The organism is Citromicrobium bathyomarinum, from assembly GCF_038594485.1.
Lineage (GTDB): Bacteria > Pseudomonadota > Alphaproteobacteria > Sphingomonadales > Sphingomonadaceae > Alteriqipengyuania > Alteriqipengyuania bathyomarina_A.
Genome location: NZ_JBCFZG010000001.1, coordinates 357,276 through 383,444, shown reverse-complemented (window position 1 = coordinate 383,444; position 26,169 = coordinate 357,276). Strand labels below are relative to the sequence as shown.

31 protein-coding genes are annotated in these 26,169 nt (G+C 64.9%); 7 read left to right on the top strand and 24 right to left on the bottom strand.

The genetic code is table 11. The features are described 5' to 3' along the window. Positions 1 to 16 precede the first annotated feature (16 nt). Positions 17 to 382, bottom strand: coding sequence for a type II toxin-antitoxin system VapC family toxin (locus AAG591_RS01885; RefSeq protein ID WP_342529205.1), 366 nt, complete (start codon positions 380 to 382; stop codon positions 17 to 19). Beyond that, on the bottom strand, positions 379 to 639 hold the full coding sequence (locus tag AAG591_RS01880; RefSeq protein WP_342529204.1) for a ribbon-helix-helix protein, CopG family: 261 nt from the start codon (positions 637 to 639) through the stop codon (positions 379 to 381). Before AAG591_RS01880 ends, AAG591_RS01885 begins: the two co-directional genes overlap by 4 nt. Positions 640 to 887: 248 nt before the next feature. Between AAG591_RS01880 and AAG591_RS01875 the strand changes: the two genes are divergently transcribed. Further along, the gene (locus tag AAG591_RS01875; RefSeq protein ID WP_342529203.1) at positions 888 to 2,426 is read left to right on the top strand and encodes a TadA family conjugal transfer-associated ATPase; all 1,539 of its coding nucleotides are present in this window, start codon (positions 888 to 890) and stop codon (positions 2,424 to 2,426) included. A 12-nt stretch (positions 2,427 to 2,438) separates the two neighbouring features. Here the strand turns inward: AAG591_RS01875 and AAG591_RS01870 are convergent, their stop codons facing one another. Next, positions 2,439 to 2,669: a hypothetical protein gene (locus AAG591_RS01870; RefSeq protein ID WP_342529202.1), complete on the bottom strand. Its 231-nt coding sequence runs from the start codon at positions 2,667 to 2,669 to the stop codon at positions 2,439 to 2,441. A gap of 87 nt (positions 2,670 to 2,756) precedes the next feature. Between AAG591_RS01870 and AAG591_RS01865 the strand changes: the two genes are divergently transcribed. Both AAG591_RS01865 and AAG591_RS01860 read left to right on the top strand, forming a co-directional pair. Continuing rightward, positions 2,757 to 3,692 carry a DMT family transporter gene (locus AAG591_RS01865; RefSeq protein ID WP_342529201.1) on the top strand — a complete coding sequence of 312 codons (936 nt, stop codon included), beginning with the start codon at positions 2,757 to 2,759 and terminating at the stop codon, positions 3,690 to 3,692. A gap of 69 nt (positions 3,693 to 3,761) precedes the next feature. Further along, positions 3,762 to 3,893, top strand: a complete 132-nt coding sequence (locus AAG591_RS01860) for an entericidin A/B family lipoprotein (protein WP_342529200.1) — start codon at positions 3,762 to 3,764, stop codon at positions 3,891 to 3,893. A gap of 43 nt (positions 3,894 to 3,936) precedes the next feature. Here AAG591_RS01860 and AAG591_RS01855 read toward each other — a convergent pair whose 3' ends face one another. The 16 genes from AAG591_RS01855 to AAG591_RS01780 all read right to left on the bottom strand — a co-directional run bounded on the left by AAG591_RS01855 (position 3,937) and on the right by AAG591_RS01780 (position 15,883). After that, positions 3,937 to 4,536 (bottom strand): DUF938 domain-containing protein, encoded by a 600-nt coding sequence (locus AAG591_RS01855; protein WP_342529199.1) that lies wholly within the window; start codon positions 4,534 to 4,536, stop codon positions 3,937 to 3,939. 2 nt (positions 4,537 to 4,538) lie between these two features. Then, positions 4,539 to 5,009 carry a methyltransferase family protein gene (locus AAG591_RS01850; protein ID WP_342529198.1) on the bottom strand — a complete coding sequence of 157 codons (471 nt, stop codon included), beginning with the start codon at positions 5,007 to 5,009 and terminating at the stop codon, positions 4,539 to 4,541. Next, entirely contained in the window at positions 4,996 to 5,457 is a 462-nt protein-coding gene (locus tag AAG591_RS01845) for an ABA4-like family protein (protein WP_342529197.1), read from the bottom strand. The genes AAG591_RS01850 and AAG591_RS01845 overlap by 14 nt, the downstream gene beginning before the upstream one ends. A 5-nt stretch (positions 5,458 to 5,462) precedes the next feature. After that, positions 5,463 to 6,137 (bottom strand): Rossmann-fold NAD(P)-binding domain-containing protein, encoded by a 675-nt coding sequence (locus tag AAG591_RS01840; RefSeq protein WP_342529196.1) that lies wholly within the window; start codon positions 6,135 to 6,137, stop codon positions 5,463 to 5,465. Positions 6,138 to 6,174: 37 nt separating this feature from the next. Next, positions 6,175 to 7,350 (bottom strand): deoxyguanosinetriphosphate triphosphohydrolase, encoded by a 1,176-nt coding sequence (locus AAG591_RS01835; protein ID WP_342529195.1) that lies wholly within the window; start codon positions 7,348 to 7,350, stop codon positions 6,175 to 6,177. Positions 7,351 to 7,404: 54 nt separating this feature from the next. Beyond that, positions 7,405 to 8,103 carry an aspartate/glutamate racemase family protein gene (locus tag AAG591_RS01830; protein ID WP_342529194.1) on the bottom strand — a complete coding sequence of 233 codons (699 nt, stop codon included), beginning with the start codon at positions 8,101 to 8,103 and terminating at the stop codon, positions 7,405 to 7,407. A gap of 90 nt (positions 8,104 to 8,193) precedes the next feature. After that, complete coding sequence (locus AAG591_RS01825) at positions 8,194 to 9,156, bottom strand: alpha/beta fold hydrolase (RefSeq protein ID WP_342529193.1); 963 nt, start codon at positions 9,154 to 9,156, stop codon at positions 8,194 to 8,196. Then, positions 9,153 to 10,154 (bottom strand): SO2930 family diheme c-type cytochrome, encoded by a 1,002-nt coding sequence (locus AAG591_RS01820; protein ID WP_342529192.1) that lies wholly within the window; start codon positions 10,152 to 10,154, stop codon positions 9,153 to 9,155. Before AAG591_RS01820 ends, AAG591_RS01825 begins: the two co-directional genes overlap by 4 nt. Next, positions 10,151 to 11,359: a parallel beta-helix domain-containing protein gene (locus AAG591_RS01815; RefSeq protein WP_342529191.1), complete on the bottom strand. Its 1,209-nt coding sequence runs from the start codon at positions 11,357 to 11,359 to the stop codon at positions 10,151 to 10,153. Before AAG591_RS01815 ends, AAG591_RS01820 begins: the two co-directional genes overlap by 4 nt. 189 nt (positions 11,360 to 11,548) lie before the next feature. After that, positions 11,549 to 11,902 (bottom strand): hypothetical protein, encoded by a 354-nt coding sequence (locus AAG591_RS01810; RefSeq protein ID WP_342529190.1) that lies wholly within the window; start codon positions 11,900 to 11,902, stop codon positions 11,549 to 11,551. Then, positions 11,902 to 13,353: an NAD(P)(+) transhydrogenase (Re/Si-specific) subunit beta gene (locus tag AAG591_RS01805; protein WP_342529965.1), complete on the bottom strand. Its 1,452-nt coding sequence runs from the start codon at positions 13,351 to 13,353 to the stop codon at positions 11,902 to 11,904. The genes AAG591_RS01810 and AAG591_RS01805 overlap by 1 nt, the downstream gene beginning before the upstream one ends. A gap of 53 nt (positions 13,354 to 13,406) precedes the next feature. Further along, entirely contained in the window at positions 13,407 to 13,691 is a 285-nt protein-coding gene (locus AAG591_RS01800; RefSeq protein WP_342529189.1) for an NAD(P) transhydrogenase subunit alpha part 2, read from the bottom strand. 11 nt (positions 13,692 to 13,702) lie between these two features. Further along, a complete protein-coding gene (locus tag AAG591_RS01795; protein WP_342529188.1) occupies positions 13,703 to 14,140 on the bottom strand; it encodes a PDZ domain-containing protein in 438 nt (145 codons plus the stop codon). A gap of 105 nt (positions 14,141 to 14,245) precedes the next feature. Next, positions 14,246 to 14,608 carry a PH domain-containing protein gene (locus tag AAG591_RS01790; protein ID WP_342529187.1) on the bottom strand — a complete coding sequence of 121 codons (363 nt, stop codon included), beginning with the start codon at positions 14,606 to 14,608 and terminating at the stop codon, positions 14,246 to 14,248. A gap of 7 nt (positions 14,609 to 14,615) precedes the next feature. Next, positions 14,616 to 15,737 (bottom strand): NAD(P) transhydrogenase subunit alpha, encoded by a 1,122-nt coding sequence (locus AAG591_RS01785; RefSeq protein WP_342529186.1) that lies wholly within the window; start codon positions 15,735 to 15,737, stop codon positions 14,616 to 14,618. Between the two features lie 5 nt (positions 15,738 to 15,742). Then, complete coding sequence (locus tag AAG591_RS01780) at positions 15,743 to 15,883, bottom strand: hypothetical protein (RefSeq protein ID WP_342529185.1); 141 nt, start codon at positions 15,881 to 15,883, stop codon at positions 15,743 to 15,745. Between the two features lie 199 nt (positions 15,884 to 16,082). Between AAG591_RS01780 and AAG591_RS01775 the strand changes: the two genes are divergently transcribed. From AAG591_RS01775 to AAG591_RS01765, 3 genes are all read left to right on the top strand, one after another. Then, positions 16,083 to 17,501 carry a sigma-54-dependent transcriptional regulator gene (locus AAG591_RS01775; RefSeq protein ID WP_342529184.1) on the top strand — a complete coding sequence of 473 codons (1,419 nt, stop codon included), beginning with the start codon at positions 16,083 to 16,085 and terminating at the stop codon, positions 17,499 to 17,501. Between the two features lie 90 nt (positions 17,502 to 17,591). After that, entirely contained in the window at positions 17,592 to 18,107 is a 516-nt protein-coding gene (locus AAG591_RS01770) for a hemerythrin domain-containing protein (protein ID WP_342529183.1), read from the top strand. 60 nt (positions 18,108 to 18,167) lie between these two features. Beyond that, positions 18,168 to 18,926 (top strand): SDR family NAD(P)-dependent oxidoreductase, encoded by a 759-nt coding sequence (locus tag AAG591_RS01765; RefSeq protein WP_342529182.1) that lies wholly within the window; start codon positions 18,168 to 18,170, stop codon positions 18,924 to 18,926. Positions 18,927 to 18,930: 4 nt separating this feature from the next. Here AAG591_RS01765 and folP read toward each other — a convergent pair whose 3' ends face one another. Continuing rightward, positions 18,931 to 20,058 carry a dihydropteroate synthase gene (folP, locus tag AAG591_RS01760; RefSeq protein WP_342529181.1) on the bottom strand — a complete coding sequence of 376 codons (1,128 nt, stop codon included), beginning with the start codon at positions 20,056 to 20,058 and terminating at the stop codon, positions 18,931 to 18,933. A gap of 573 nt (positions 20,059 to 20,631) precedes the next feature. Here folP and AAG591_RS01755 point away from each other — a divergent pair. Further along, positions 20,632 to 22,137, top strand: a complete 1,506-nt coding sequence (locus AAG591_RS01755) for a tetratricopeptide repeat-containing sulfotransferase family protein (RefSeq protein ID WP_342529180.1) — start codon at positions 20,632 to 20,634, stop codon at positions 22,135 to 22,137. 40 nt (positions 22,138 to 22,177) lie between these two features. Here AAG591_RS01755 and AAG591_RS01750 read toward each other — a convergent pair whose 3' ends face one another. From AAG591_RS01750 to nhaA, 4 genes are all read right to left on the bottom strand, one after another. Beyond that, positions 22,178 to 22,696 (bottom strand): GNAT family N-acetyltransferase, encoded by a 519-nt coding sequence (locus tag AAG591_RS01750; protein ID WP_342529179.1) that lies wholly within the window; start codon positions 22,694 to 22,696, stop codon positions 22,178 to 22,180. A 25-nt stretch (positions 22,697 to 22,721) separates the two neighbouring features. Next, entirely contained in the window at positions 22,722 to 23,870 is a 1,149-nt protein-coding gene (locus AAG591_RS01745) for a site-specific DNA-methyltransferase (RefSeq protein ID WP_342529178.1), read from the bottom strand. A gap of 133 nt (positions 23,871 to 24,003) precedes the next feature. Further along, positions 24,004 to 24,930 carry a calcium/sodium antiporter gene (locus tag AAG591_RS01740; RefSeq protein WP_342529177.1) on the bottom strand — a complete coding sequence of 309 codons (927 nt, stop codon included), beginning with the start codon at positions 24,928 to 24,930 and terminating at the stop codon, positions 24,004 to 24,006. Next, a complete protein-coding gene (gene nhaA, locus AAG591_RS01735; protein WP_342529176.1) occupies positions 24,927 to 26,132 on the bottom strand; it encodes a Na+/H+ antiporter NhaA in 1,206 nt (401 codons plus the stop codon). The genes AAG591_RS01740 and nhaA overlap by 4 nt, the downstream gene beginning before the upstream one ends. Positions 26,133 to 26,169: the final 37 nt, after the last annotated feature.

The window sequence follows — 26,169 nt, the reverse complement described above, 5'->3', positions numbered from 1 at the left end:
GCTCGGTTCCTTAAACCTATCTGTAGGGGACGCGTATGCCCGGCATCGCTGCCGGGAAATCGCGTGTATTTTTAGTGACCAGGATCGCGCCGTGCTGTTGCGCGGACGCAAACACGATCGCATCCGGAATAAGGAGGCTCTTGCGATGGAAGCGCAGTTCCGCCGTCCGGCGCGCGATCTCTGCCGAAACCTCGCTGATCGCGAAGTTCGACAGGAAATGCTCTGTCTCCTCGCGGACGACCGGCGGAACGCCCGCGAGCACCTCGATCCAGCTGATCCGGCTGATCCACGGGCGCGATGCACGGCGCAATTCGTCGAACGCCTCCCGCCGGTCGGCAAGCGCGTCGATCACGATATTGGTGTCGAAGAAAATGTCGCTCACGCGTCGCGCTCTTTCCCGACATGCTCGCCTTCCGGGTCCCACTCGCCGCGCAGCCGGTCCTGATAGGCCAGCCCGTCTTCCGAAAAGCCGTGCCTCGCCCACAGGCCGAAGCCTTGCTCGAGCCAGTCCTTGTCCCGGGCACGATAGGCGCTCACCGCTTCGCGAAGAATGGCCGCGCGCGACTTGCCCTGCTCTTCCGCCAAGCGGTCGAGCCACTGGATGTCGTCGTCGGGCAGGTCGGCGAGGATGCGGGTCATTGCGATATTCCGATATCATATCGCGATATCATGTCAATCGCGTCTGGCCGGAAGAGGGAGCAGGTTGGGCGGACGTGCCGCGCCCGCCCTCTACGCGATCAAAGGTCGTCACGGCAAATGCTCCATCGCGCCGCTTAGCGAATTGATAAGGTTTCGATCATATTCACCATCCCCGAAAAGGTGGTGTTGGCCATTTTGCCTTCACCCCGCACCGTTGGTTGCCGCATGGCTTTTGGGGGATTTCACAAATGAGCGCTTTCGGACGCAGGAACGGACCGGGGGGCATGGCTCCCGGCAGCCGTCCAGCATTCGGCAACGCCAAACCGATGAAGGGGAGCCCGCAATCGGCGACCCCGTCCGAGGGTGGCGAACAGTTCCCGCCGATCCCGGAAGACCAGCAGTCTGCAGGCGAAACGCCCGCAACCCCCACTCCCGCTGCCACTCCTCAACACCGCCACGCCGACGCGATGAGCCGCTTGAACGAGCGTTCCAACGCGATCCACGTGAAGGAAGAGGTTTCGGGCTTCGAGGCCAGCGTCCACAAGATCAAGGAGCAGGTGCTGCCGCGCCTGCTCGAACGAATCGACCCCGAAGCCGCATCGACGCTGAGCAAGGATGAGCTGGCGGAGGAATTCCGTCCGATCATCATGGAAGTGCTGGCGGAGCTGAAGATCACCCTCAACCGGCGCGAACAGTTCGCGCTGGAGAAGGTGCTGATCGACGAGCTGCTCGGCTTCGGCCCGCTCGAAGAATTGCTGACCGATCCAGATGTGACCGACATCATGGTCAACGGGCCGGACCAGACCTACATCGAAAAGAAGGGCAAGCTGACGCTCGCCCCGATCCAGTTCCGCGACGAACAGCACCTGTTCCAGATCGCGCAGCGGATCGTGAACCAGGTCGGCCGCCGCGTCGACCAGACCACGCCGCTGGCCGACGCTCGCCTCAAGGATGGCAGCCGCGTCAACGTGATCGTCCCGCCGCTATCCTTGCGCGGCACCGCGATCTCGATTCGTAAGTTCTCCGAAAAACCGATCACCATCGACATGCTTGCGGGCTGGGGCTCGATGGACAACAAGATGGCGACCGCGCTCAAGATTGCGGGCGCTTCGCGGATGAACGTGGTCATCTCGGGCGGTACCGGCTCGGGTAAGACGACCATGCTCAACGCCCTGTCGAAGATGATCGACCCGGGCGAGCGCGTGCTGACCATCGAAGACGCCGCCGAGCTCCGCTTGCAGCAGCCGCACTGGCTACCGCTGGAAACCCGCCCACCCAACCTCGAAGGTCAGGGCGCGATTACCATCGGCGATCTGGTCAAGAACGCGCTGCGTATGCGCCCCGACCGCATCATCCTGGGCGAAATTCGCGGCGCGGAAGCGTTCGACCTGCTCGCCGCGATGAATACGGGCCACGATGGTTCGATGTGTACGCTGCACGCCAACTCCCCGCGCGAGGCGCTGGGGCGAATGGAAAACATGATCCTGATGGGCGACATCAAGATTCCCAAGGAAGCGATTTCGCGCCAGATCGCGGAAAGCGTCGACCTGATCGTTCAGGTGAAGCGCCTGCGCGATGGCTCACGCCGCACGACCAACATCACCGAAGTGATCGGGATGGAGGGCGAGGTCATCGTGACGCAGGAACTCTTCAAGTTCGAATACATGGACGAAGCCGAAGACGGCAAAATCCTGGGCGAGTTCCGCAGCCAGGGCCTGCGCCCCTACACGCTGGAAAAGGCCCGCCAGTTCGGCTTCGACCAGGCTTACCTGGAAGCCTGTCTCTAGCAAGCGCGCGCACTACCCCTGCAACAGCGCGGGGAGCGCCATCGACAGCAGGCCGCCACCGATCACTGCCGCAGCGAGGAAGATCGTCAGCCACGGCATGCAGCCGACGCGGTCGATACGGGCGCGCTTGCCGCGCCTGCGCTCCGCCACCATCGCCACCAGCGCAAGCAGGATGAAACCGACGCCCAGCAGCGCAACGCGCCCCGCGTCGCTCAGGAATACCAGATCGTGCAGCCAGTCCATGCGCGGCCAGATGGCGATCTGCGCGCAATATGGCAATGCGCCCCCGACGCGGCTTGCGTGCGCACGGCTATTCTCTACCAGCGGGGCATGGAGTCCGGTGTTGCCCAATCCCGCCCGCTGACGGCGATCGGCCTTCGCCTGCTGGCCGCGCTCGCGCTCACGACCCTGTCGATGCTTGTGAAGCTGGCAGGCGAACAGGGCGTTAACCTGTTCGAGATGATCTTCTGGCGGCAGGCGATGACGCTGCTGGTGATGATCGCCTTCGCATCGGCCACGGTGGGCCTCGCTGCTTTGAAACCGGTGCGATTCCGCGCCCATGTCGTGCGCAGCACCTTCGGCATCGTCGGCATGGCGCTGGTCTATGGCGCGGTCATCCTGCTGCCGCTGGCAGAGGCGACCACGCTCAACTTCACCGCGCCTATCTGGGCTGTGATCCTCTCCATGCTGCTGCTGAAGGAGAAGATCGGTCGCTATCGCTGGAGCGCGGTGGCGATCGGCTTCGTCGGCATCCTGATCGTGACGCAGCCGGGCGGCACGCCGGTGGACCCGAAGGGCATTGCCGTGGGCCTTGCCGCAGCCTTCATGGTCGCGCTGATTTCTATCCAGATCCAGGATCTCAACAAGACCGAAGGATCGACCAGCATCGTCTTCTGGTTCTGCCTGCTGACCACGCCGGTGGCCGCGCTGGCGCTGCCCTTCGTGGGCAGGGCGCATTCGCCTGAAACATGGCTGCTGCTCGGCGGTATCGGACTGAGCGGCGCGGCCGCGCAGCTGCTGCTGACCAATTCACTGCGCTATGGATCGGCGGCGACGGTCATCGTGATGGACTACACCGCGCTGCTGTGGGCGACGCTGTACGGGTGGCAGGTGTTCGACGAACTGCCCGCCGCGACCACCTGGATCGGCGCACCGATCATCATCCTTGCCGGCTCGATCATCGTGCTGCGCGAAGGGCACCTCGCCCGGCAGGCGCGCAAGGAAAACCGGCGCGTGCGACCGCCCGAGGAACCGCTTGTGCCATAAGGCCGTTTCCTGCCCAATCGGGACCGCCGCGCATTGCGCGCGGAGCCCGGCTGGAATGAGGACACAGCCATGATCCGCAAGATCGCACTCGCCGTCAGCGTCGCCGCACTCGGCCTGACCGCCACCGCCTGCAACACCGTCAAGGGCCTCGGCCAGGATGTCGAATCGGTCGGCCAAGCCGGCGAAGACGCCATCGACTGATCACCCTGGCAGCCGGGTGGGCGCGATCGCCCCCCCCGGCAGCCTAGTTGCGGCGATAGACCAGCACCAGATTATTGGCGGGCATGGCAACGCGCCGCGTCCGCCTCAGCCCGTTCCGCGCAGCAAGCGCGTCCACATCGGCTAGCTCGCGCAGTCCCCAACGCGGGTCGCGCGCCTTCAGGCTCTCATCGAACGCCAGGTTCGAGGGCGCCGTTTCCACGTCTTCCTCAAGATACGGCCCATATAACACCAGCGGGCCATCATGCAGTGGCAGCAGCCTCGCCGCCCCCGCGAACAGGCCCTCGGTCGCCTCCCATGGGCTGATGTGCACCATGTTGACGCACACGATCGCATCCGCTGCATCGAGCGGCCACTCTACCGAAGCGGCATCCAGCGCCACCGGAGGCATAATGTTGTCGAGCCCGGCGGCATCGCGGTAGGCCGCAATCGACGCGTGCGCGTCTTCCTGCGGATCGGTCGGTTGCCAGTCGAGATTCGGGAACCGCGCGGCGAAATGGACGACATGCTCGCCCGTGCCGCTGGCGATTTCGAGAACGCGGCCGCCGTGCGGCAGCTCGTCCGCCAGCACATCGGCAATCGGTCCGCGGTTGCGCTGGGCGGCGGGGCTTTCTCGCATCGCCATGCCTAGATCCACCGCCGAACGCGCTGGCAGTACGCGCGGTACTCGTCCCCGAACGTCGCGCGCAGGTGCCGCTCCTCCCGTGCAATCACGAAACGGTCGACCAGCAGGATCGCCAGCGGGACGGAGAGCAGCCCGCCAATGCTCTGCGCGAACAGCGCGATGCCCAGCTGCACCAGCACCATCCCCAAATACATCGGGTTGCGGGTGAAGCGATACAGCCCCGTGGTAACGAAGGCGGTGTCCTTCTTCCACGGCTCGGGATCATTGCCCGCACGCACGAAGCCGAGAATCCCCGAGGCGATGATAGCCGCGCCCAGCAACCCGATCACGGCACCGACCGGGCGCATGGCCGCAACATCGATCCGCGCAAGTTCCAGCACATCGCCCAGCCCCAGGCCGAGCATCAGCGCGCCGAACACGATCAGCGGCGGGGGAAAGCGGACCTGCGCGCTGTCTTCTTCAACCAGCGCCATCGCCATCCCCACGGATGAACGCGCGCGCCACCAGCCAGCCGAACAGTCCGGCGGGCCCGGCCATGAAGGTCGCGAGCAGGAACGGCACCTGGATAATGCGCCCCACCCCGCGCTTGTCCGCGTCGCGCGCGATCCACAGACCGGTCATCAGGTCGAGCGCGAGATAATGCGTCCAGCCGACCACGATCGCCCCTTCGGACCGGAACATCGCCATCAGGCCTTGCACACTATATTCGAAATCGGGCGCGGGCGGCGCGCCTGCCGCCGGCATGGGATCGACCAGATTGCCGACCAGCGAGACCAGCATCACGAGATAGCAGGCGCATAACAGCCCGATCGCGCCGTAGAGCACCGCGTAAAGCACACTCTCACGGCGCGGCAGCAGGATCAGCAACGCCCACCCGATCAGGGCGACCACATTGGTGATGTCGAACAGCGTCTGCCACATCGTCCCTACCCCTGCTGCGCGTGCTGCTCGGCACCGTCCTTCATGGCAGGCGCGCGGGAGAGCATCGCTGCCGCGCGCTCGATCCCTTCTTCGTCGTGGGTGAACTTGCCCGGCGTTCGCCGCAGGCTCAGCGTCATCAGCGCCTTGGCCACGGTATCGACATCGGTGCCACGCCCCCGCAGCGCCGATATCCGCCGCTTTCCGCCGCTTTGCGACAGCGGGCCGGGGCGCACGATGTCGAGCCGCTTGAACCCGAGCCGCGAAAGCTCGGTCTCAGCCTTGCCCTTGGCGCTCAAGTGCCGGTCGCGCGACCAGCGGTCCGCCCCTTCGGAACTGATCGCGATCAATCGCTCGACACCGGCGAAGCGGGCGGTCTTGGCGATTTCTACCACCGTTTCCTCATCGTCGATGGCACGAAGGGCGCTGTCGTCTTTTCCGACGAGGTTGAGCGCAGGCCCCAGCCCGACGACGAAGACCTTCGGTTTCATCGCCCGCATGACGCGCGACCAGCGATCGGCATCGGCGATGAAGACCTCCATCCGGCTACCATGCGGCACATCGATCTCGCCCAGTGTCAGCGCCACCAGCCTGACCAGCGGCTGGTGTCGCGCGAGTTCGATCAGGCTCTCCCCGATCGGCTCGCTCACGCCCCCCATCGCCACACGAAATCGGCTACTCATCTAATGCCCCTGAGCCCCCACTCAAACGTGCCCCCACTCACACATTGCTCAGGTCGGCAGGAGCCGACCCGTAAATCTCCCGTACCTGCTCTAGCGCGAACCGGTCCGTCATGCCCGCGATATAATCGGCGATATGGCGGCTGCGATGCGGTTCGCTGTCGGGCAGCGTGCTGGTCCACTGCGATCCCATTCTTGCAGGATCTTCGCAATAGGCCTGCCACAGTTGTGCAATAACGGTATTGGCCTTGTCGGCGGTCGCCGTCTGCTCGGGATGGTAATAGAGCTTGGCGTACATGAACGCCTTGAGCCGCCGCTCCGCCGCGGCGAGCGCGGGTGAAAAGCCTGCGAGCGCGCGGTTCGCAAGGGCAATTTCATCACGATTCTCAACCCCTTGCGTGGCCGAGCGCGTGTGGCTGAGCACGTCGTTGACCATCCACCCGATCTGCCCGCGCACCAGTTCGCGCAGCTGCCGGTCGCGCGGCGCATGGGGAAACCGCCGCTCCACCTCGCGCCACTGATCGGCGATGAAATCGAGCGTCAGCAGGTCATCGAGTTCGAGAAACCCTGCGCGGAGCCCGTCGTCGATATCGTGATTGTCGTAAGCAATGTCGTCCGCAACTGCGGCAACCTGCGCCTCCAGCGATGGCCACTGCATCAGTTCCAGCGGAAATGCGTCGTCCAGCTCGGCCAGCGCCCAGTGCGGCTTTTCGACCGGGCCGTTATGCTTGGCGAGCCCTTCGAGCACTTCCCAGCTGAGGTTAAGCCCGTCATGCGTGCAGTAGGGGCTTTCAAGCCGCATCAGCGTGCGCAGCGTCTGCGCATTGTGATCGAACCCGCCATGATCGATCAGCGCGCGGTCGAGCGCCTCTTCGCCCGCATGGCCGAACGGCGGATGACCGATGTCATGCGCAAGGCACAGCGCCTCGGTCAAATCCTCGTCCAGCCCCAGCGCACGCGCAATCACGCGCCCGATCTGCGCGACTTCCAGGCTGTGGGTCAGGCGGGTGCGATAGTGATCGCCCGCCGGGGCGACGAACACCTGCGTCTTGCTGCGCAGGCGGCGGAAGGCGATCGAGTGGATGATCCGGTCGCGGTCGCGCTGGAATGCGGTGCGCGGCCCCCGGCTTTCAGGGACTTGCGCTTCATCTGGGGTACCGGGAAATTCGCGCCCGCGCGAGCGTGCGGGGTCGGCGGCGAGATGCGATCGGCTCATGCCGCGCTCGTCTATCCCCCCGCGCGCCACCGGACAACCGCCCTTCCGCGTGCCTCAGGCGCCCTCGCCCATGATCCAGTCGACCACCGCCTGGCTGTGGATGCGTGCGGAATCGAAGATCGGCAGCACATTGGCATCGACGTCGATCACCATGTCGAGCTCGGTACAGGCAAGCACGATGGCCTTGGCGCCATCCTGTTCGAGATTGGTGATCATCGTGCGGAAGAACCGCTCCGCATTGCGGCTGGCCTTGCCGTACATCAGCTCGTCGTAAATGATCTCGTTGGTGCGATCGACATGCGTCATGTCGGGCGGCAGCAGGTCGATCCCGTGGCTGACCAGCTTCTTGCGATAGAAGCTCTCCGTCATCACGTTGCGGGTGCCGATCAGCGCCGCGTTGACCGCGCCTTCCGCCTTCATCTTCTCGCCAACCGCGTCGGCAATGTGCAGCACGGGAACATCGACCGCATCGGCGACCTGATCGTAGACGCGGTGCATCGAGTTTGCGGCAATCGCGAGCGCCTCTGCCCCCGCAGCCTCCAGCCGTTTGGCGGAATCGGCAAGGATTTCCGCCGCGCGATCCCACTCGTCCTCGCTCGTGAGGCCGCTGAGTTCTGCGAAATTGAGGCTTTCGATCAGCAGCGGTGCGGACACCATCGCCCCGGCGCGCGCGGCCACGCCCTTGTTGATCCACTTGTAATACATTGCGGTGGAAACCCAGCTCATTCCACCGATCAGGCCAAACTTGCGCAAAACTTCAATCCTCGAATCCGGTCGTGGGGGATGGCCGACCTTACCGAGGAAATTTGCGCTGCGTCCATAGCGGCGCCGCGGCTTTGCCGGTCAATTTGCTGCGGATGCGAGATTCATTTCGTCGAGCCATTTGGCAACGTAGGCGGCAGACCGCTGCGCCTCTTCCTCGTGCGGCAAGTGCCCGATGCCATCGTAGACCACCAGACGGCTGTTCGGGAGGTATTTGTCGTACCACAGCCCGGCTTCCACGGGGATCAGTCGATCCTCGTCACCCCAGATAACCAGCGCAGGAACCGTGATCTTCACCATCTGCTCTGGCGAAAAGGTGTTCCACTTGCCGGAGAAGCGGCGGCGGGTGGCATCGCGATTGCCGGGATAGCGCAGCAGCTCCCAATAGCGGTCGACCATCGCGTCGGTGACGATCGCCTGATTGCTGACCGTTTCGCGGAGCGACTTTTCGATCATGCTGCGCGGGGTGACGTAATTCATGATCCGGTTGACCACCGGCGTGCGGGCGAGCGTGAAGCCGATATTGCCCTTGGATTTCTTGGTGATCGGCGCACCGCTCGCATCGACCAGGATGAGGCCCTTCACCCGGTCGGGATGGGCAAGCGTATAGGCGACCGCGTGGCCCCCGCCCATCGAATTGCCACCGAGGACGAAGGTTTCGACGCCAAGCTTGTTTGCCACCTCGTCGATATCGGAGACGAAATTCGCGACCGAATAATCGTTGTTCGGGTCGGGTCCGGTCAGCCCGTGCCCCACCTGGTCGAACCGGATCACGCGGTAGCGGCCCTTCAGCGCATCGACCCATGGCTGCCATGTGTGCAGATCGGCGTTAGAGCCGTGCAGCAGGATGATCGCAGGAGCGTCCTTCGGCCCTTCGTCGCGCAGATGCACATTGACGCCATCGCCGATCTCGACGAACTGAGATGGCTCGCCACCATACTTGGCGCGCATTTCCGCCGGATCGGTATCGGGCGTGCGGAAGATCAGGAACGCGACGACCAGCAGCGCGACGATCAGCAGGACGATGCGCAGGAGCCACTTCACTTGGCGGGCATTCCCGCAATCCAGCGTTCGACCACCTCGACACCCTCTTCATGCACGGTTCCCTTGCCAAGTTCGGGCATGGCAACGCCCGGCTCGTCACTCGCCATGCGATAGACGAGGATCGAGGCTTCGGGATCGCCGGGCACGATGTCGAACATCAGCCCGCCCGATCCGCGACCGGCAGCGACGGGTCGCTTGTTGATGCCGAAGCCGTGCGGGTCGTCGTTCTCCCACCGAAGATCGAGGCCCGAATTGGACGCGGTCGCACCCTGCCGGTGGCAATGCGCGCAGTTCACATCGAGGTAGGCACGCGCTGCGGCGGCGGGGTCCGCAGTTTCGCGATCCTCCCACATCGGCAGCGTGTCCGCCCCCTCGGGCACTTCGCCCAGAAACGATTGCAACCATTGGGCAGACATGTTGCGCGCCTTCGGCCCGATCGGCGTCACCGCACCATCGAGCCCGTGACATTCCTTGCACTGGTTCTTGTTCGGCACGCGGTAGCTGATCCGCTCGCCATAGGGCGTGGTCACCTCTCGCCGCGCGCCTGCCAGCGCCAGGGTCGCCTCGGTCTGCTCCTCGTTCCACACGTAGGGCAGCGCGACCCAGCCCTCGGCCCGGTGCAGCAGTACGCGCGTTTCGATATACCGCAGATCGTCGCCTTCTTCGAAAGCGAAGGTCTTGATCAGTGCCGAACCGACCGGCAGCTGCAACAGGCCCGGCCCATCACTCTCGGCCTTGGCGGTCGACGGCACGTAGACGTAGCGCAGCTTGGTCGCGCCGTCGGAAAACAGGGGCGTGTTGAGCCGGTACGGCACCACATCCATCGACGGCTCACGCCCGCGCCAGTCCTGAAAGAACCCGAATTCGGACAGCTTCTTCGGGATCGCATCCGACTGGATCACCCAATCGTGCACCACTGGTGGCGGCGTGGCCTGTACACCCGCACTCACCGCCAGCGTGGCTGCGGCGGCCGCAAGAATGCCGAGATGCCGGATCACTTCAGCCGCGCCTCCAGCGCCTCGGGTGCGCCCCAGCCCTCGATGCTGATCGGCTGCCCGATAAGGCCCGCGTCGAGCGGCCCCGGGTTCGCGGATTCGATGCCCTTGCCCTGCGCAGGCAGATTGACCGACCAGCCCTTCATATCCGGGTGGACCATCAGCGTGCCGCCGTCGGGCGTTTCTTCCAGACCGTCCCACATGACCGGCGGCAGTACCCCGCCGAATGCGGCAAGCAGCTGCTCCGCGCCTTCGAACTGCGGATCGGTGCCGCCCTCGTCGGTCTCGTTCCAGTCGATCGTGATCTCGCGGGGGTACGGATTGTACTCGGGATCGTCGAAGGCCATCGGGTAGGCGATCACCATAATCGGCGCAGTCGGGTTTTCGTAGATGAGGTTCTGGCCAACCCACACGATGTCATTCGCCATCACCATGATGCCCGTGCCGCGCCGTACGCTGGCGACGATATTGCCTTTGGGCGCGAAGTTGGCGGTGGTGTTGTTGGCCACCAGATTGTTGCGCACCAGCACCTCGCCGCCGTTCTTCACCGGCAGGCCGGGCAGGTCGAATATCAGGATGCCGCCGGTATTCTCGGTCACGAAATTACGCTCGACGATCGCCTTGCGGCTGTTCTCGATCTCGATCCCGGCGACATTCGCGCGCGCGGTCGAATTGCGCACGGTGATCCTGCTCGACTGGCCGACATAGATCCCTGCGTCGGACGCCCCCGAAACCTCGCACCCATCGATCATCACGCCGGTGCTTTCGACCGGGTAGATGCCGTAGGCGCCGTTCGTGGCGGCCGGGCCGTTGGTCCAGGTGACGCGGATGCCTTGGTAGACGATGTCGTCCGCGCCCTTCGATTTGATCCCGTCGCCTTGCGGGTTCTCGACCGCGAAGTCGCGCAAGGTCACGCCGTCGCTGGTGACGAGCAGCCCCTCACCCGCACCGCGCTGCCCGGTGAAATCGAGCACGCTCGCGTGCATCCCCGCACCGCGCACAGTCACGCCGTCGGCATCGAGGCTGAGGCCATCGGTCAGCTCGAACCGGCCCGCCTCCAGCACGATCTCGTCGCCCGGTTCGGCGAGGATCAGCGCCTCCTGCAAACGGTCCTGCGCGCCATCCCCGGGCGCGACGGTGATGGTTTCGGCAAGCGCAGGCGAAGCAAGAGTGGCCAGCGCGGTGGCAGCCATAAGCGTGCGGATCATGTCTCTCTCCCTTATGCGTTGCATTGTGCCACGCAATCGAGCGAAGACAAGGGCCTAGAATTGCGAGCCACTTCTGCCCCTGCCCCTTGAGGGGGAGGCTGGGAGGGGGTGTATCCCCGTTAGCGTGGACGCTCGGCTTGGCCTCGCTCCCCCACCCCCGGCCCCTCCCCGTGGGGAGGGGAGGAATTGCTACAGCTTGTCGAAGATCCCGCCAAACGTGCAGGCGGCAGCCGCGCGGACCGTCACCTCGACCGCTTCGGGATCGTCGACCCGGCGGATACGCGCCAGCGCTTCACCCGCGTCGCGCGGTAGCCTGCCCTCGCCTTCCTCGGGCGCGACCCGCTCCAGCTTGCGCAGCTGTTGCGGGGTCAGCCGTTCGGCCATGCGCGGGGCCATGCATTCGGCCTGTTTCTCCGGCACGCCTGCCTCGACCAGTGCGACCTTCACGCTGCGCTCGGTGACGATCTGCATCCCCCCGCCCCAATACAGCCAGGCACCCACGCCCAGCACGACGAGCAGGATCAGCAACAAAAGCTTGCGCATCAGTCGAGCGCCTTCACGATTTCCTCGACCATCTTCTTGGCGTCGGACAGCAGCATGGTCGTCTGGTTGAGGTAGAACACGTCGTTGTCCACGCCCGCGTAGCCCACGCCGCCCATGCTCCGCTTGATGAAGAACACCTGCTTGGCATTGCCCACGTCGAACACCGGCATGCCGTAGATCGGGCTGGACTTGTCGGTCTTCGCCGCCGGGTTCACCACGTCGTTCGCGCCGATGATGAAGGCGATGTCGGCCTGCGCGAACTCGGAGTTGATATCCTCCAGCTCGAACACCTCGTCATAGGGCACGTTGGCTTCGGCCAGCAGCACGTTCATGTGCCCGGGCATGCGGCCCGCGACCGGGTGGATCGCGTATTTCACGTCCACGCCCTTCTTCTTGAGCACATCGCCCATCTCGCGCAGCGCGTGCTGCGCCTGCGCCACGGCCATGCCGTAGCCGGGGATGATGATCACCTTTTCCGCCTGTTCGAGCATGAAGGCCGCATCGTCGGCGCTGCCCTGCTTGTAGGGGCGCTGTTCGCGCGCCTCGCCGCCGCCAGCCGCGCTGTCGTCCGCACCGAAGCCACCCGCGATCACGCTGATGAAGCTGCGGTTCATCGCGCGGCACATGATGTAGCTGAGGATCGCGCCCGAGCTACCGACCAGCGCGCCGGTGATGATCATCGCGGTGTTGCCCAGCGTGAAGCCCATCGCCGCAGCGGCCCAGCCCGAATAGCTGTTCAGCATGCTGACCACGACCGGCATATCCGCCCCGCCGATAGGGACGATCAGCAGGAAACCGATGACGAAGGCGAGGACTGCGACCGCGATAATCATCCAGCCTTCGCCCGGCCCGGCCGTGGAGGACATCGTATAGGCCGCGATCAGCGCAATGATGGCCGCGAGCGTGCCGAGATTGATGACATGGCGCCCGGGCAGCATGATCGGCTTGCCGCCCATCCGGCCCGACAGCTTGAGGAAGGCGATGATCGACCCGCTGAAGGTGATTGCACCGATGGCGATGCCCAGCCCCAGCTCGATCCGGCTGACGGTCAGAATCTGGCCCGCGGCGTCGAGAATGCCGAACGCGCCGGGGTTCATCCACGCGGCAAGGCCCACCAGCACGGCGGCCAGACCGACGAGGCTGTGAAAACCTGCGACCAGCTCTGGCATCTGCGTCATCGCAATCTTGCGCGCGATGGTGAAGCCGATCAGCCCGCCGATCGCGATGGCGATCAGGATTTCGACGATATTGGCAACGCTGTGGGTGACGAGCACGGTGACCACCGCGATCAGCATCCCGATCATCCCGTTGCGATTGCCCGCACGGCTGGTCGCCGGACTGGAAAGCCCGCGCAGCGCGAGGATGAAGAACACCCCCGCCACCAGATAGGCGAGCGCAACCCACGGATTGGTCGGCCCGTGGGTGGCAGCGGTCTCGACCGCATGGCTCATGCCGTAATCCGAACCCGGTGGCACGGCGAGCGGCTCTACATCGCGAGGAAGGCTCATTTGCTGTCCTTCTTCTTGTACATGGCGAGCATCCGCTCGGTCACGGCGAAGCCGCCGAAGATGTTGATGCTGGCCAGCACCACCGCCGCAAGGCCAAGCCACTTGGCAACATCGCTACCCGCCTCGGCGCTGGCAATCAGCGCACCCACGATGATGACCGAGGAAATCGCGTTGGTCACCGCCATCAGCGGCGTGTGCAGCGCGGGCGTGACCGACCACACCACGTAATAGCCGACGAAACACGCCAGCACGAAAATCGACAAAACCGAAATGAAGTCCATGCGAGTTTTCCTCAGCTCCCCTGCTGTTCGATTGGCGCCTTGCGCAGTTTTACGTCGCCGGTATCGCGGATCGTGAAAGTCAGTTCGCCGTCGATTGCGGCGATCAGTTTGGCAATTTCCTCGAGTGTGAACGAAGAAAGGCGCGCGCCGTTGATCCGTTCGACGATCATGCCCACGCGCAGACCTGCGCCCTCGGCCGCCGATCCGTCCAGCACCTTGGCGATCCGGACCTCGCCATCCACGATCTGGTATCCGAAGCCGACCACCGGCTGGCTCGTGTCGAAATCGGGCTGTAGGTCGGGCAGCCCCTTCATCATATCGAGCAGTTGCTCGACAGGAGATGGCTGCTGCGCATCGGCTGTGCCGGGTTGCGCGTCCTGCGCGGCAACTGGCTGCAAGGCGAAGATCATTGCGACCGGCAGGGTCATACAGGCAATTTTACGTCGCATGTGCCCTCCCCCGTGGCCGAAAGCGAATGGAGGGCTTATTGCAAGGCGGATCGACGCTGTCGATGGGTCAGGCGCGCGAACGCACGGCTTTGACGAAGAAAAAGGCTAGAGAACGTTCATCCGCGACGCGAGCAGCTTTTGCAGCGCCTCGGTATTGGTGAACTTGCCGACCTTGAATTCGATCGGCGGGTGGCCCGAGAGGAACACGGCGATCTCTGCATCGATGTCGATCGTGCCCGCGCTGGTGATCGAGAATGCGGTGATCGAGCGATAGGGGACGGTCAGGTATTCCTTCTTGTTGCCGAGGATACCCTGCACGTCGACATAGATCAGTCGCCAGTCGGTGAACGCGATCCAGTCACGAATCGTGCGGAACGCGAAGTAGACCTCTTCGCCTTCGACCAGCGCGTGGCCGTGATTGTCCACGAACCCCTGCGGCGTGGTCTGCGTCTGATTGAAAACCCCCATCGGACGTTTACCCCTCCTTCAAACGCGCGCTCACCACCTGGCCACCTTTGGTCAGTCGCACCGCATCGCCGATTTCCTCGTCGAGGATCGGCTCGCCCGCCTCACCGTCCCAGAAGGCGGAGAGGAAATTGTACAGGTTTCGCGCGAACAGCGCGCTCGCATCGGGTGCAAGATGCGCGGGCGTGTTGGCGTAACCCATGATCGTGACACCATGGCGCGTAACGATCTGGTCCGCCACTGCGCCTTCGACATTGCCCCCTTGCGGCACAGCAATGTCGTAGATCACGCTGCCAGGCTTCATGGTCGCAATCTGATCGTCGCTGATCAGCCGCGGCGCGGGACGCCCGGGAATCAGCGCAGTCGTGATCACGATGTCCTGCTTGGCGATGTGTTCGGAAACGAGCTTGGCCTGTGCGGCCTTGTATTCGTCGCTCATCTCGCTGGCATAGCCGCCGCTGCCCTCGCCCTCGATCCCGCCTTCGGCGACGAAGATCGCCTTGGCACCGAGCGATTCGATCTGCTCGCGCGTGGCCGAGCGGACATCGGTCGCGGAAACCTGCGCGCCCAGCCGCTTGGCCGTGGCGATGGCCTGCAGTCCGGCAACGCCGACGCCCATCACGAAGACGCGCGCGGCCTGCACCGTGCCCGCGGCGGTCATCATCATCGGGAAGGCGCGGCCATACTGGTTCGCCGCCGCCATCACCGCCTTGTAACCCGACAGGTTGGACTGGCTGGAGAGCACGTCCATGCTCTGCGCACGGGTAATGCGCGGCATGAACTCCATGCTGAGAGCCTCGAAGCCCGCCGTGGCATAGGCATCGACCCGCGCGCCATCGCGGAACGGATCGAACAGCGCGGCCACCTTCGCATCCGGCTTCGCGCCCGTCAGCAAGGCGGGATCAGGCGCCTGGACGCCAAGCACGATGCCCGCATCCTTTACCACCTGGTCTGCCGTGCCAACGGTTACGCCTGCATCGGTATAGGCTGCGTCGGTGATCGAGGCAGTTTCGCCCGCGCCTGCCTCGACCGCGACATCCGCGCCGAGCGCGACGAATTTCTTCGCGGTCTCGGGCGTCAGCGCAACCCGGGTTTCGCCTTCTGCCCGCTCTTTGAGAACCGCGATCTTCATGCGATTCAGGAAGAGATCAGCAGAACGACGATGAAGACGATCACCATGATAACCGGGATCGCCCATTTGAGCGTGCCCATGAAGCGTTCGTAAGTGTGGCGCGCCTTTTCAATATCCTTGGTGGGCGCGTCGGTCGGGTTGGCCATGACGAATAGATTCTCCGGTTTGGGCACTGATTGCCAGAGCGGTCTATCCGCGCGTTCCGGCATTCTCAAGACATTGCTGACGCCCGTTCCCCCGTGTCGGCGCCCTACTTGTCCTTAATCTGGTCTTTACCGCCATCGGGTAGTGCATCCCCCTGCACCGCAATGGGACGGTTCCCGTGCGGCCTTTCTGCGGGGGTTCATGGCCGATCAAGACGAACGTTTGCTGATGCTGATCGATGACGAGCCGGCTCAAAGCCGCCTTGTCACCGCTCTTGCCGCGCGAGAAGGATGGCGCACCGTGGTCGTGAACGACGCCGAGACGGCGATTGCGACGCTGGGCACGCGCCAGGGCATGCAGCTTTCCGCGATCATTCTCGACCAGTGGGTGCCCGGCGATGCCGCGTGCGACCTCATTGCCGAACTGAAACAGCGCCGCCCGGCCCTGCCGATCCTGATGCTGACCACCAGCGCCAGCCCGCTGCTCGCGGTGGAAGCGATGCGTGCCGGTGCCACCGACTACCTTATCAAGCCGATTGCGCCCGAACGCCTGATGCGCGCGCTGCGCAGCGCCACCCGCATGGAAGCGACCCGCAACGAATTGCAGCCGCTGACCGAAAAAATGCCGGCGGTGCTCGATTTCGATGCGATGATCGGTACCGATCCCGCATTCCGGATTGCGCTTGCCCGCGCCGCCAAGGCTGCCCGCGCGCATTCTCATGTCCTGATCGAAGGGGAGAGCGGCACCGGCAAGGAAATGCTGCTGCGCGCTATCCACGCCACCAGCCCGCGTGCCCGCGCTCCCTTCCGCCTCGTCAATGTTGCAGGCGTTTCGGTCAATTCGATCGAATCGGCGCTGTTCGGGCATGAAAAAGGCGCGTTCGCCGGGGCTTTCGAGAGCCAGATGGGCGCGCTCCAGCATTGCGACACCGGCACGCTGGTGCTCGACGAGATCGACCGGCTTTCGCCCGATCAGCAGGCGCGGCTCGCCGCGACGCTGAACGACGGGATCGTCCGCCCGATCGGGGCCAAGCATGGCTTCCGGATCGACACCCGCCTTCTTTCGGCGAGCAATCGCCCGCTGTCCGAGCTCGCTGCGAAGGGCCAGTTCGACCAGGACCTGCTCGCCGCGATTTCCGCGACCCGCATCACCCTGCCGCCCTTGCGCGAGCGACCCGGCGACATCGCCGCACTTGCCCGCCACTTCCTCGCCCGCATCGGCGAGCAGCCGGGCCTGCGCCATCTGAGCCTTGCCGACAGCGCGCTCAATCTGCTGTGCGCGTTCGACTGGCCGGGCAATGTTCGCCAGTTGCAGGCCGTCCTCTTCCGCGCCGCGGTTTTCTGCGAAGCAGAGATGCTCACCGCAAGCGACTTCCCGCAGCTCTCCGAACTGATTGGCGAAAAGGCGGAAACCGGCCAGCATGTGCAGGAGGCGGTGGGCGTGATGCTCTATACCGACGACGGCAACCTGCGTCCGCTCGAAGAGATCGAGGCCGACGTGATCCGCCTCGCCATCGGGCATTATCGCGGCCGGATGACCGAGGTGGCCCGGCGGCTCGGCATCGGGCGCTCGACGCTTTACCGCAAGCTGAGCGATCTGGGCATCGACAACGCCGCCTGATGCGGACCTGCGCCGGTCGGCTCGGAACCGGCACAGGGAGACGACGTTTCCCTTTCGATCTTCAAAATTCGAAACGGGGGCTATCCGCAAATGGATATCGTCGACTGCATTCTTGCCGACCATGATCGCCAGCGCCGCTGGTTTGCCGCACTGGACGAGGCGCGCGACGACCTCGATTCGGCGGGCAAGATCTTCAAGCGGCTGCGCGACCATCTCGAAGCGCACGCCATGGCGGAAGAGAAGTATTTCTACCCCACCCTGCTCGAACTCGGCAAAGGCGCACTCGATTCGGGCAGCGCCGACGAGACGACCGAGGACGCGATCGACGATCACAACAAGATCGCCAACGCCGCCGACGCTGCGCTGAACGAAGAGGTCGGGTCGGACGCCTGGTGGGAATGCGTCGACAAGGCGAACTACCAGAACAGCGCGCACCTTTCCGAAGAGGAACGCCAGGGCCTCACCGATTTCCGCCGCCGTGTGCCGCTCGAAAAACGCATCGCGCTCGGGATCAAGTATCTCGCCTTCGAAGCGGATCACGTGACGAACGTGGAGCGCGAGGAGAAGGATCCGGACAGCTACATCAAGGAAAACGAGGCGGCCTGAGCCGCCAGCCTTTGCTCCCCGGGCATCGACAATGGCGCGCAACGCGCTAAGCCGCGGCGCATGATCCAGGGATACGACTTTACCAACCGCACCGCGCTGATCACCGGGGCCGCATCCGGCATCGGCGCGGCGAGCGCCCGCTGGCTGGACCGGCAGGGGATCGCACGCCTTATCCTGATCGACCTCGACGGCGATGGGTTGAGCAAGCTCGACCTTTCCTGCGAGGTCGAAACGCACGCCGCCGACGTGGCCGACGAAGCTTTCTGGCAAGCTCTCGAACCCAGGCTCGGCAAGCTCGATCATGCCGTGGTCAACGCAGGCATCGGCGCAGGCGGCCAGATGGCAGAGCTCGAATTCGCCGAGTGGCGGCGGGTTATGGCGATCAACCTCGATGGCGCTTTCCTCACTCTTTCCACCGCGCTTCGGGCGATGCGCAAGGCGGGTCGCGGCAGTGCGGTCGTCACCGCGTCGGTCACCGGGCTCAAACCGATCCCCGGCATTGGCGCATATGGCGTCTCGAAGGCGGCGGTCGCGCACATGGCGCGGATTGCGGCGGCGGAGAACGCTGCGCATGGCATCCGCGTCAACGGCATCGCGCCCGGCGGTGTCGACACCGCGATCTGGAACTCGCCCGAGCTGGAAGCCCAGTTCGCTGAGCACGGGCGCGAGGCGGTGATCGGGCAGATGGGCAAGACCACCCCGCGCGGCCGCTTCGCCACAGCGGACGAACTGGCGCAGGACATCGGCTATCTCCTGTCCGACGCCTCTGCCAACGCCACCGGCACCGTGCTGACCAGCGACGGCGGCTATACGCTGTAGCGTGCTAGCCCGGTAAATCGCCAAAATCGGTGAGCGCCGCATCGCGAAGCCCGCGCCAGACATCGCGCGCCTGCACCGTTTCGGGGACGTCGTGTACCCGCAGGATGTGCGCGCCCGCGTCCATCGCTTTGAGCGCCAGCGCGATGCTCCCGCCGAGCCGTGCATTGGCCGCCGCTTCCTTGCTCAGCGCGCCGATCATCCGCTTGCGGCTCGCGCCTAACAGGATCGGGCAGCCCAGCGCATGGAACAGCGGCAGCGCGTTGATCAGCGCGAGATTGTCGCCCAGCGACTTTCCGAAGCCGAGCCCCGGATCGATCAGGATTTTGTCGCGCGCAATGCCCGCCGCAACCGCCGCATCGCGCCGCTCGCGCAAGGCATCGAACACGTCGAACACGACGCTTTCGTACCCACCGCCCCCTAGATCGGATTTGGCGTGCAGGTCGGTGCCCGATCCCGGCGCGTGCATCAGCACCACCGGGCAACCGGTCCTGGCGACCAGCTCGGCAGAACGCGGGTCGTAGCGCAGCGCGGAGACATCGTTGATGAGGACTGCCCCCGCCTGCAGCGCGGCCTCCATCGTGCCCGCCCGGCGCGTATCGATGCTGACCGCCGCGCCCATGCTGGCGGCGGCTTCCACCGCGGGGAGGACGCGGCGGATTTCCTCTTCCTCCCACACGGCTTCGGCGCCGGGCCGCGTGCTCTCCCCGCCAATGTCGATGATCCCTGCGCCCGCCTCGACCATCGCGGCAATCGCATCGCGCGTGCCCGCCGGATCGCCCACATGCTTGCCCCCGTCGGAAAAGCTGTCGGGCGTTACGTTGAGGATGCCCATCACCTGCGGCTGGTCGAGGCGCACGGTTCGTGCGCCCAGCTCCAGCGGCGGGTGCGACTTGCGCAGGTTGCCCCACTGCGCCTCCGCCTCCGCACCCACGCTTTCGGGCAATTGGCCAAGCACCTGCGCAATGCTCTCGGGCGAGGCGCGCCATCGTCCGACCACGCGGCCATCTTTGCGCAGGATCACCGCGAATCGGCTGGCATAGACGAGGCCCCCGGCAAGGCGGACGGCATCGCCCTCCTCGCTCTGCGGACCCGGCGCGAAGCCGATCGGGCGGATGTAGACCTGTTCGCTCATGGCAGAAGCCCAGCCAGTACGGGAGCGACACGGGTGACACGTGTCACCCTGGTGTCACCCTCCCGACGATCGACACAGCGCCCTGATAAGTCACGGAAAAAATACCCCGAGAGGGACGTCGGGTGACACATTCGCGATTTGGAAGGCTGTATATTCGAAGGACGGGACGCGCTGCGGTACGGGATCGTGATCTTGGCCATGGGCTAAGCTGGTAGCGGCCTATCGCCTCGTAGGACAGATGTTGCAGCAGGGGCCTCCCGGCATAACTGCCCCGATCGGCAGTTCACCGCCGATCCGCGCGCCTGCAATCTCACCCGGTGCGGCACGCTGCCCCCGCAGGTTTGCTTTCGATGCATTTCGTCGGTCATTTTCATCCGTTGGGCGAATTCCGGTGCGTGAAGGGCGACACACCCATAGAAACGCGAACGGTTATCAATAAGGTGCTCCTCTCGGTTCCATCGCCAGAAGTTCGACGAAACATGCCATCCCCCGCCCACCTCGTCCCGACATTGTCGGCCCGTTCTCTGGAACGCGCCGGTTGCGGCGTTGCGTAAGGGCTGACGAATGGAAACCATGCGCCTTTTTCATGAAGCGCAGCAGGCCGCTGCCAGTCTCGATCGACAGGGCATGCGCAATGCGATGATCGAGCTGCTCAGCGCCAGCGACGGCACGCCCGATTTCTGGCATCGTCTCATCGATTTCGCGAGCTCGGTGGGCGAAGGCGGTGCCGCGATCGAGGCCGCCCGGCGCTACGCCTCCATCGATTCACGCTTTCTCCAGCCGCAAACGATGTATTGCGAAACGCTCGCGGAATTCAGCCGGGAGGAGCAGGCGCTCTCCCTGTTGCAGCAATTGCCCGAGCCGGATCAGAAACACCCGGCAGCCGCGTACCTGATGGGCCTGTTGTACGCGCAGAACGGCGATTTCTCCGAAGCGGAGGAATGGCTGCGATGCGTCGTGGAGGCAGGCGTGTCCGTCGATGCGGCATGGCTCACCCTCAGCGGGATCAAGAAATTTACGCCGGACGACCCCGATCTGGCCGAGATGCGCGTTCTGGCGACCCATCTCGACGGGCAGGACCGTCGGCGTGCCTCGCGGATCGGTTATGCGATCGGCAAGGCCGAATGGGACATCGGCGAATTCGACGCCTCGCTCGACACGATCACTGCGGCGGCGGACCTGCAGCGCGGCTTGCAGGCGTTCGATCCCGATCGGCACGACGCCTTTGTCGGGCATGTCATCAAGTCCTTCGATCGCGCAGCTCTCGATTCCCTGACCCCGTCGCGGCTGCAGGGATCGCGGTCACTGTTCGTAACCGGCCTGCCGCGGTCGGGCACGACGCTGGCCGAACGCCTTCTGGCGGCGCACCCCGATGTCCGCTCCGGCGGAGAGGTAAACCTGTGGGGCTATCGCCTCTTCCAGACCGAAACGCCCGATATCGAATGGGCGCGTGCGCGCGACCGGGCGGGCAATGGACCCGGCGTATGGGAGAAGCTGGCCAGCGCCTATTCGCTGCTTATGTGGAACCAGTTTCCCGAGGCACGCTGTGTGGTGGACAAGACCCTGCTGCAGACCCAGTGGATGGGGCTGCTGCTCCACGCCCTGCCCGATGCACGGGTGATTTACGTGATGCGCGACCCGGTGGACACGGCATGGTCGTGCTACCGCTCGCTGTTCCCGGGATCGCTACCGTGGACCAACAGCCTGCGCGACATCGGCCGGTATTTCGCCGCGGAGGCGGCATTGCTGAAGCACTGGCAGAGCATTTTCGGCGACCGCATCCTGACGGTGAAGCACGCGGACCTGGTCCATTCGCCGCTCGGCCAGTCCGAACGGATGATGCAGCATTTCAACCTGCGTCCACCCGGCGAACAACTGAATTCCGGCGGAAAACCGCTGCGGATCAAGACCGCCAGCATGTTTCAGGCCCACCAGAGCGTGGACCGCAACAGCAGCGGCAATTCACTCCCGATCCGCGAACGCCTGTTGCCCGAACTGCGGGCCGGAATCGAAGCCAGTCCGTTCAAGGATGGCTATTGCGACCTTTCCGGCGACCGCGAGCTGGAACCGACCTCCTGACACTGCCCGCCGACGGCCGGGCCCGGGCTTTGCGGTCGGCCTACCGCTCTCGCGAAAGCGTGTAGATCGCGACGTCGCAGACGCCCTTGTGCGTTTCCTCGAATGCAATGTGCAGCGCGCTTCGATGGAAACCGAGGCGGTCCAGCAGGCGGATCGACGCGATGTTCTCCGCATCGACCTCGGCGATGACCTCGCGCTTGCCCTCTTCACCCAGCAGGTATGCGAGCAGCGCAGCGGTGCATTCGCGCGCGATCCCCTCGCCCTGCCGATGCGCGCAGGTGATGTAGCCGATTTCCTCGACCTCGGGGTCGTCGGTCGGCACCGCAACGACGCGAGCCACCACTTCGCCCTCGCCATCCTCGGCAATCCAGGTGCGCCCGTTCCAGCCCGGTTCGGCCAGCCAGCCCCACAGCTCTTCCTCGCTCCCGAACGCCGGGCGCGTGAGGTAGAGGCACTGCTGCGGATCGCCCAGCGTCGGGAAAAGCGCGCGTGCATCGTCGCGCACCAGCGGGCGCAGCCGGAAGCGTTCGGAATGCAGGGTGGGGACGGACGGGATCATGACGACGGGTGGAAGGGAGCGGACGTCAATCCTCCGTCGCGAGCAGATAGAGCTGCCGCGCGGCGTCCAATGGCTTCACCAGCCCCTCGTCCTCGTAGTGCCAGAAGGTCCAGCCGTTGCAGCTGGATGCACCTTGCAGGTCCTTGCCGACCTGGTGGATCGAACCGTTGAGCTTATCGCAGACGAGCGACCCGTCGGCGCGCACCGTGGCGGTGAAATGGCGCTTCTTGTCGAACACCTGCGTGCCGGGTTTGACGAAGCCCGCCTCCACCAGCGTGCCGAAGGCGACGCGCGGTGCGGTGCGCTTGCTCTGCATCGTGGTCAGCGCGGTTTCGTCGAGCGGGAGTTCCTTCTCGATCCGTGCGCGGGCGACTGCGCGATAGCTTTCTTCACGCTCGCAACCGATCCATTCGCGGCCCAGCCGCTTGGCGATCGCGCCGGTGGTGCCGGTGCCGAAGAACGGGTCGAGCACCACGTCGCCGCGCTCCGTCGTGGCGAGCAGCACGCGGTAGAGCAGCGCCTCGGGCTTTTGCGTCGGGTGGGCCTTGTGGCCCTCGTCATCCTTCAGCCGCTCCCCGCCCGAGCAGATCGGGAAGGTCCAGTCGCTGCGCATCTGGAGTTCGTCGTTGAGCGTTTTCATCGCGCGATAATTGAACTGGTACTTCGCCTTTTCGCCCTGGCTCGCCCAGATCAGCGTCTCGTGCGCATTGGTGAAGCGGGTGCCGCGGAAATTGGGCATCGGGTTGGTCTTGCGCCACACGATGTCGTTGAGGATCCAGAAGCCCAGGTCCTGCAAGGTCGCGCCGAGGCGGTAGATATTGTGATAGCTGCCGATCACCCACAGCGCGCCGTCGGGCTTCAGAACGCGTCGGCACTCCGCCAGCCAGGCCTTTGAAAAATCGTCGTAAGTCTTGAAGCTGTCGAACCGGTCCCAGTCGTTGGTCACGGCGTCGACATGGCTGCCATCGGGCCGGTTGAGATCGCCCCCCAGCTGCAGGTTGTAGGGCGGATCGGCGAACACGAGATCGATGCTGTTGTCGGGCAATTCGCGCAGCCGCTCGACGCAATCGCCATCGAGGATCTGCCCCAACGGCAGCGCGGGAGCGGGCGCAGCCTTGGCCTTGCCCCGCGTCCGGCTTTCCGCCCGAGTCCTTGCAATCGTCTCTACCGGCATTGTTTGCTTGAGGCCCCCTCACCAGATTTATCCACAGGGCGACTCGATGAGTCCTCGCGGACTCGCCGTCAAGTCAAACTTGGTAAACGGGTTTGGTTAGCGCCTGGTAAATCGAACGAAACCGGGTGCCGGATCAGGTGAACGCAATCGCCGTGTTGGCTGCGAAAGCGCCCAGCATCAGCAGGCCGAACAGCCGCCCGATGCGGTTCATGTAGCGGCAGAGCAACACCAACAGCAAAGCCGACGCAATGCACACGGGCCATGCGGTCGCCAGCAGTTCGGGCGGCAGCGGCTGCCCCGAAACGCTCATCGTGACCCCGCCGATCAGCAGGATGTTGAAGATGTTCGACCCCAGCACGTTGCCCAGCGCCAGTTCCGCATGGCCGCGAAAGGCGGCGACGGCGGATGCGGCAAGCTCGGGCAGAGACGTGCCGACCGCGACGATGGTCAGGCCGATCACCGTCTCGCTGACGCCAAGGTCGCTCGCGATTTCGATCGCCCCGGTCACCAGCCAGCCGCCCCCGAAGACCAGCGCCGCGACGCCCGCGACGAAGAAGACGAGCGAGAGCAGGAAGTTGGGCGGTGCAGCGGTCTCTTCCGCTTCGACTTCGGCCTTGGCCGGCGGGTGGCGGTATCGCCACACGATATAGAGTACCAGCGCCACCAGCAGGGCAACGCCGACGTACCGGTCGGCATAGCCTGTATAGGCGATCCCCGCCGCCACCAGCGTCACCAGTAGCGCAACCACGGAATCTCGGCGCCCGACGCCCGCCAGCACGATCGGCGCAACCACCGCCGCACCGCCGAGGATCAGCAGCGAGTTGGCAATATTGGAGCCGACGATATTGCCCCACGCAATCTCGGGCGAACCGGCCAATACCGCCTGAATGCTGGCGACCATTTCGGGCATCGAGGTCGCCGCGCCGACGATCACCAGCCCGGTGAACAGCGTCGAGACGCCCAGCTTGAGAGCGATACCGACCGCACCGCGCACCAGCAGCTCGCCGCCAACGGCCAGGGCAACCAGCCCGATGGCGACGAGGATCAGCGATCCACTCATGCGCGGCGTCCCTTCAGAAGTATCGTCACGCCGAGCAGCGCGGAGATGATCGAGCCCGCAAGCACGCCCAGCTTGACCGCATTGATCGCGGCAGGATCGGCGAAGGCGAGGTTACCGATGAACAGGCTCATGGTGAAACCGATACCCGCAATAAGCGAAAGACCCCAGACCTGCATCCAGCCTACCCCCTGCGGAAGACGGGCAATTCCCGATTTCACCGCCAGCCAGGCAAGGCCGACGATCCCGAGCTGCTTGCCGATGAGCAGGCCCAGCGCAATGCCGAGCGGCAGCGGCGCAAGCAGCGCGGCAGGCTGCATCCCTTCGAACGAGACGCCCGCATTGGCGAGCGCGAAGATCGGCACGACCATGAACGCCACCCACGGGTGCAGGCCATGCTCCCAATGCTCCAGCTTCGGCTCGCCCTTGCGGTCGGTCATCGGGATGCACATCGCCAGCGCGACACCGGCCAGCGTCGCATGGACGCCCGATTTCAGCACGAAGTACCACAGCGCCACGCCGAGGATGGCGTAGGGAATGGACGAGCCGACGCGCATCCAGCCGAAGCCCGCCAGCAGGACGAGCACGACCGCAGCCGCGCCGAGCATTCCGAGGTCCACGCCCGGGGTATAGAAAAGCGCGATGATCGCGATTGCGCCGATATCGTCGATCACCGCCACCGCAAGCAGCAGCGCCTTGAGTGCCACGGGCACCCGGCTGCCGAGCAGCGCGAGAATGCCGAGCGCGAAGGCAATGTCGGTCGCGGCGGGGATCGCCCAGCCTTGCAGGTTGCCCGGCTGGCCGAGGTTGATCGCCACGAACACCACAGCGGGCATGGCCATGCCGCCCAGCGCGGCGAAGATGGGGAGCGAAGATTGCTGCCAGCTGGAAAGCTGCCCGATCAGCACCTCGCGCTTCACCTCCAGCCCGACGAGCAGGAAGAACAGCGCCATCAGCCCGTCGTTGATCCACAGCAGCGCGGATTTCTTGACGCCCTCCCCACCCACGGTTGCTGCGACCTGCGTGTCGAGCATCCCGAAATAGGCAGGCGACAGCGGGCTGTTCGCCCACAGCACCGCAATCGCGGCAGCAGCCATCAGCACGATCCCGCCCGCGCTTTCCTGCTTCAGGAAGTCGCGCAGCGAACGCGCTGCTCGGGCAAGGATTTCGGGCGGTCTGGGTGCAGGCACAGGCTCGGTGGTCATGAAAGGCCCCGGATTATTGTCCTTTAAGCCTGTCTGG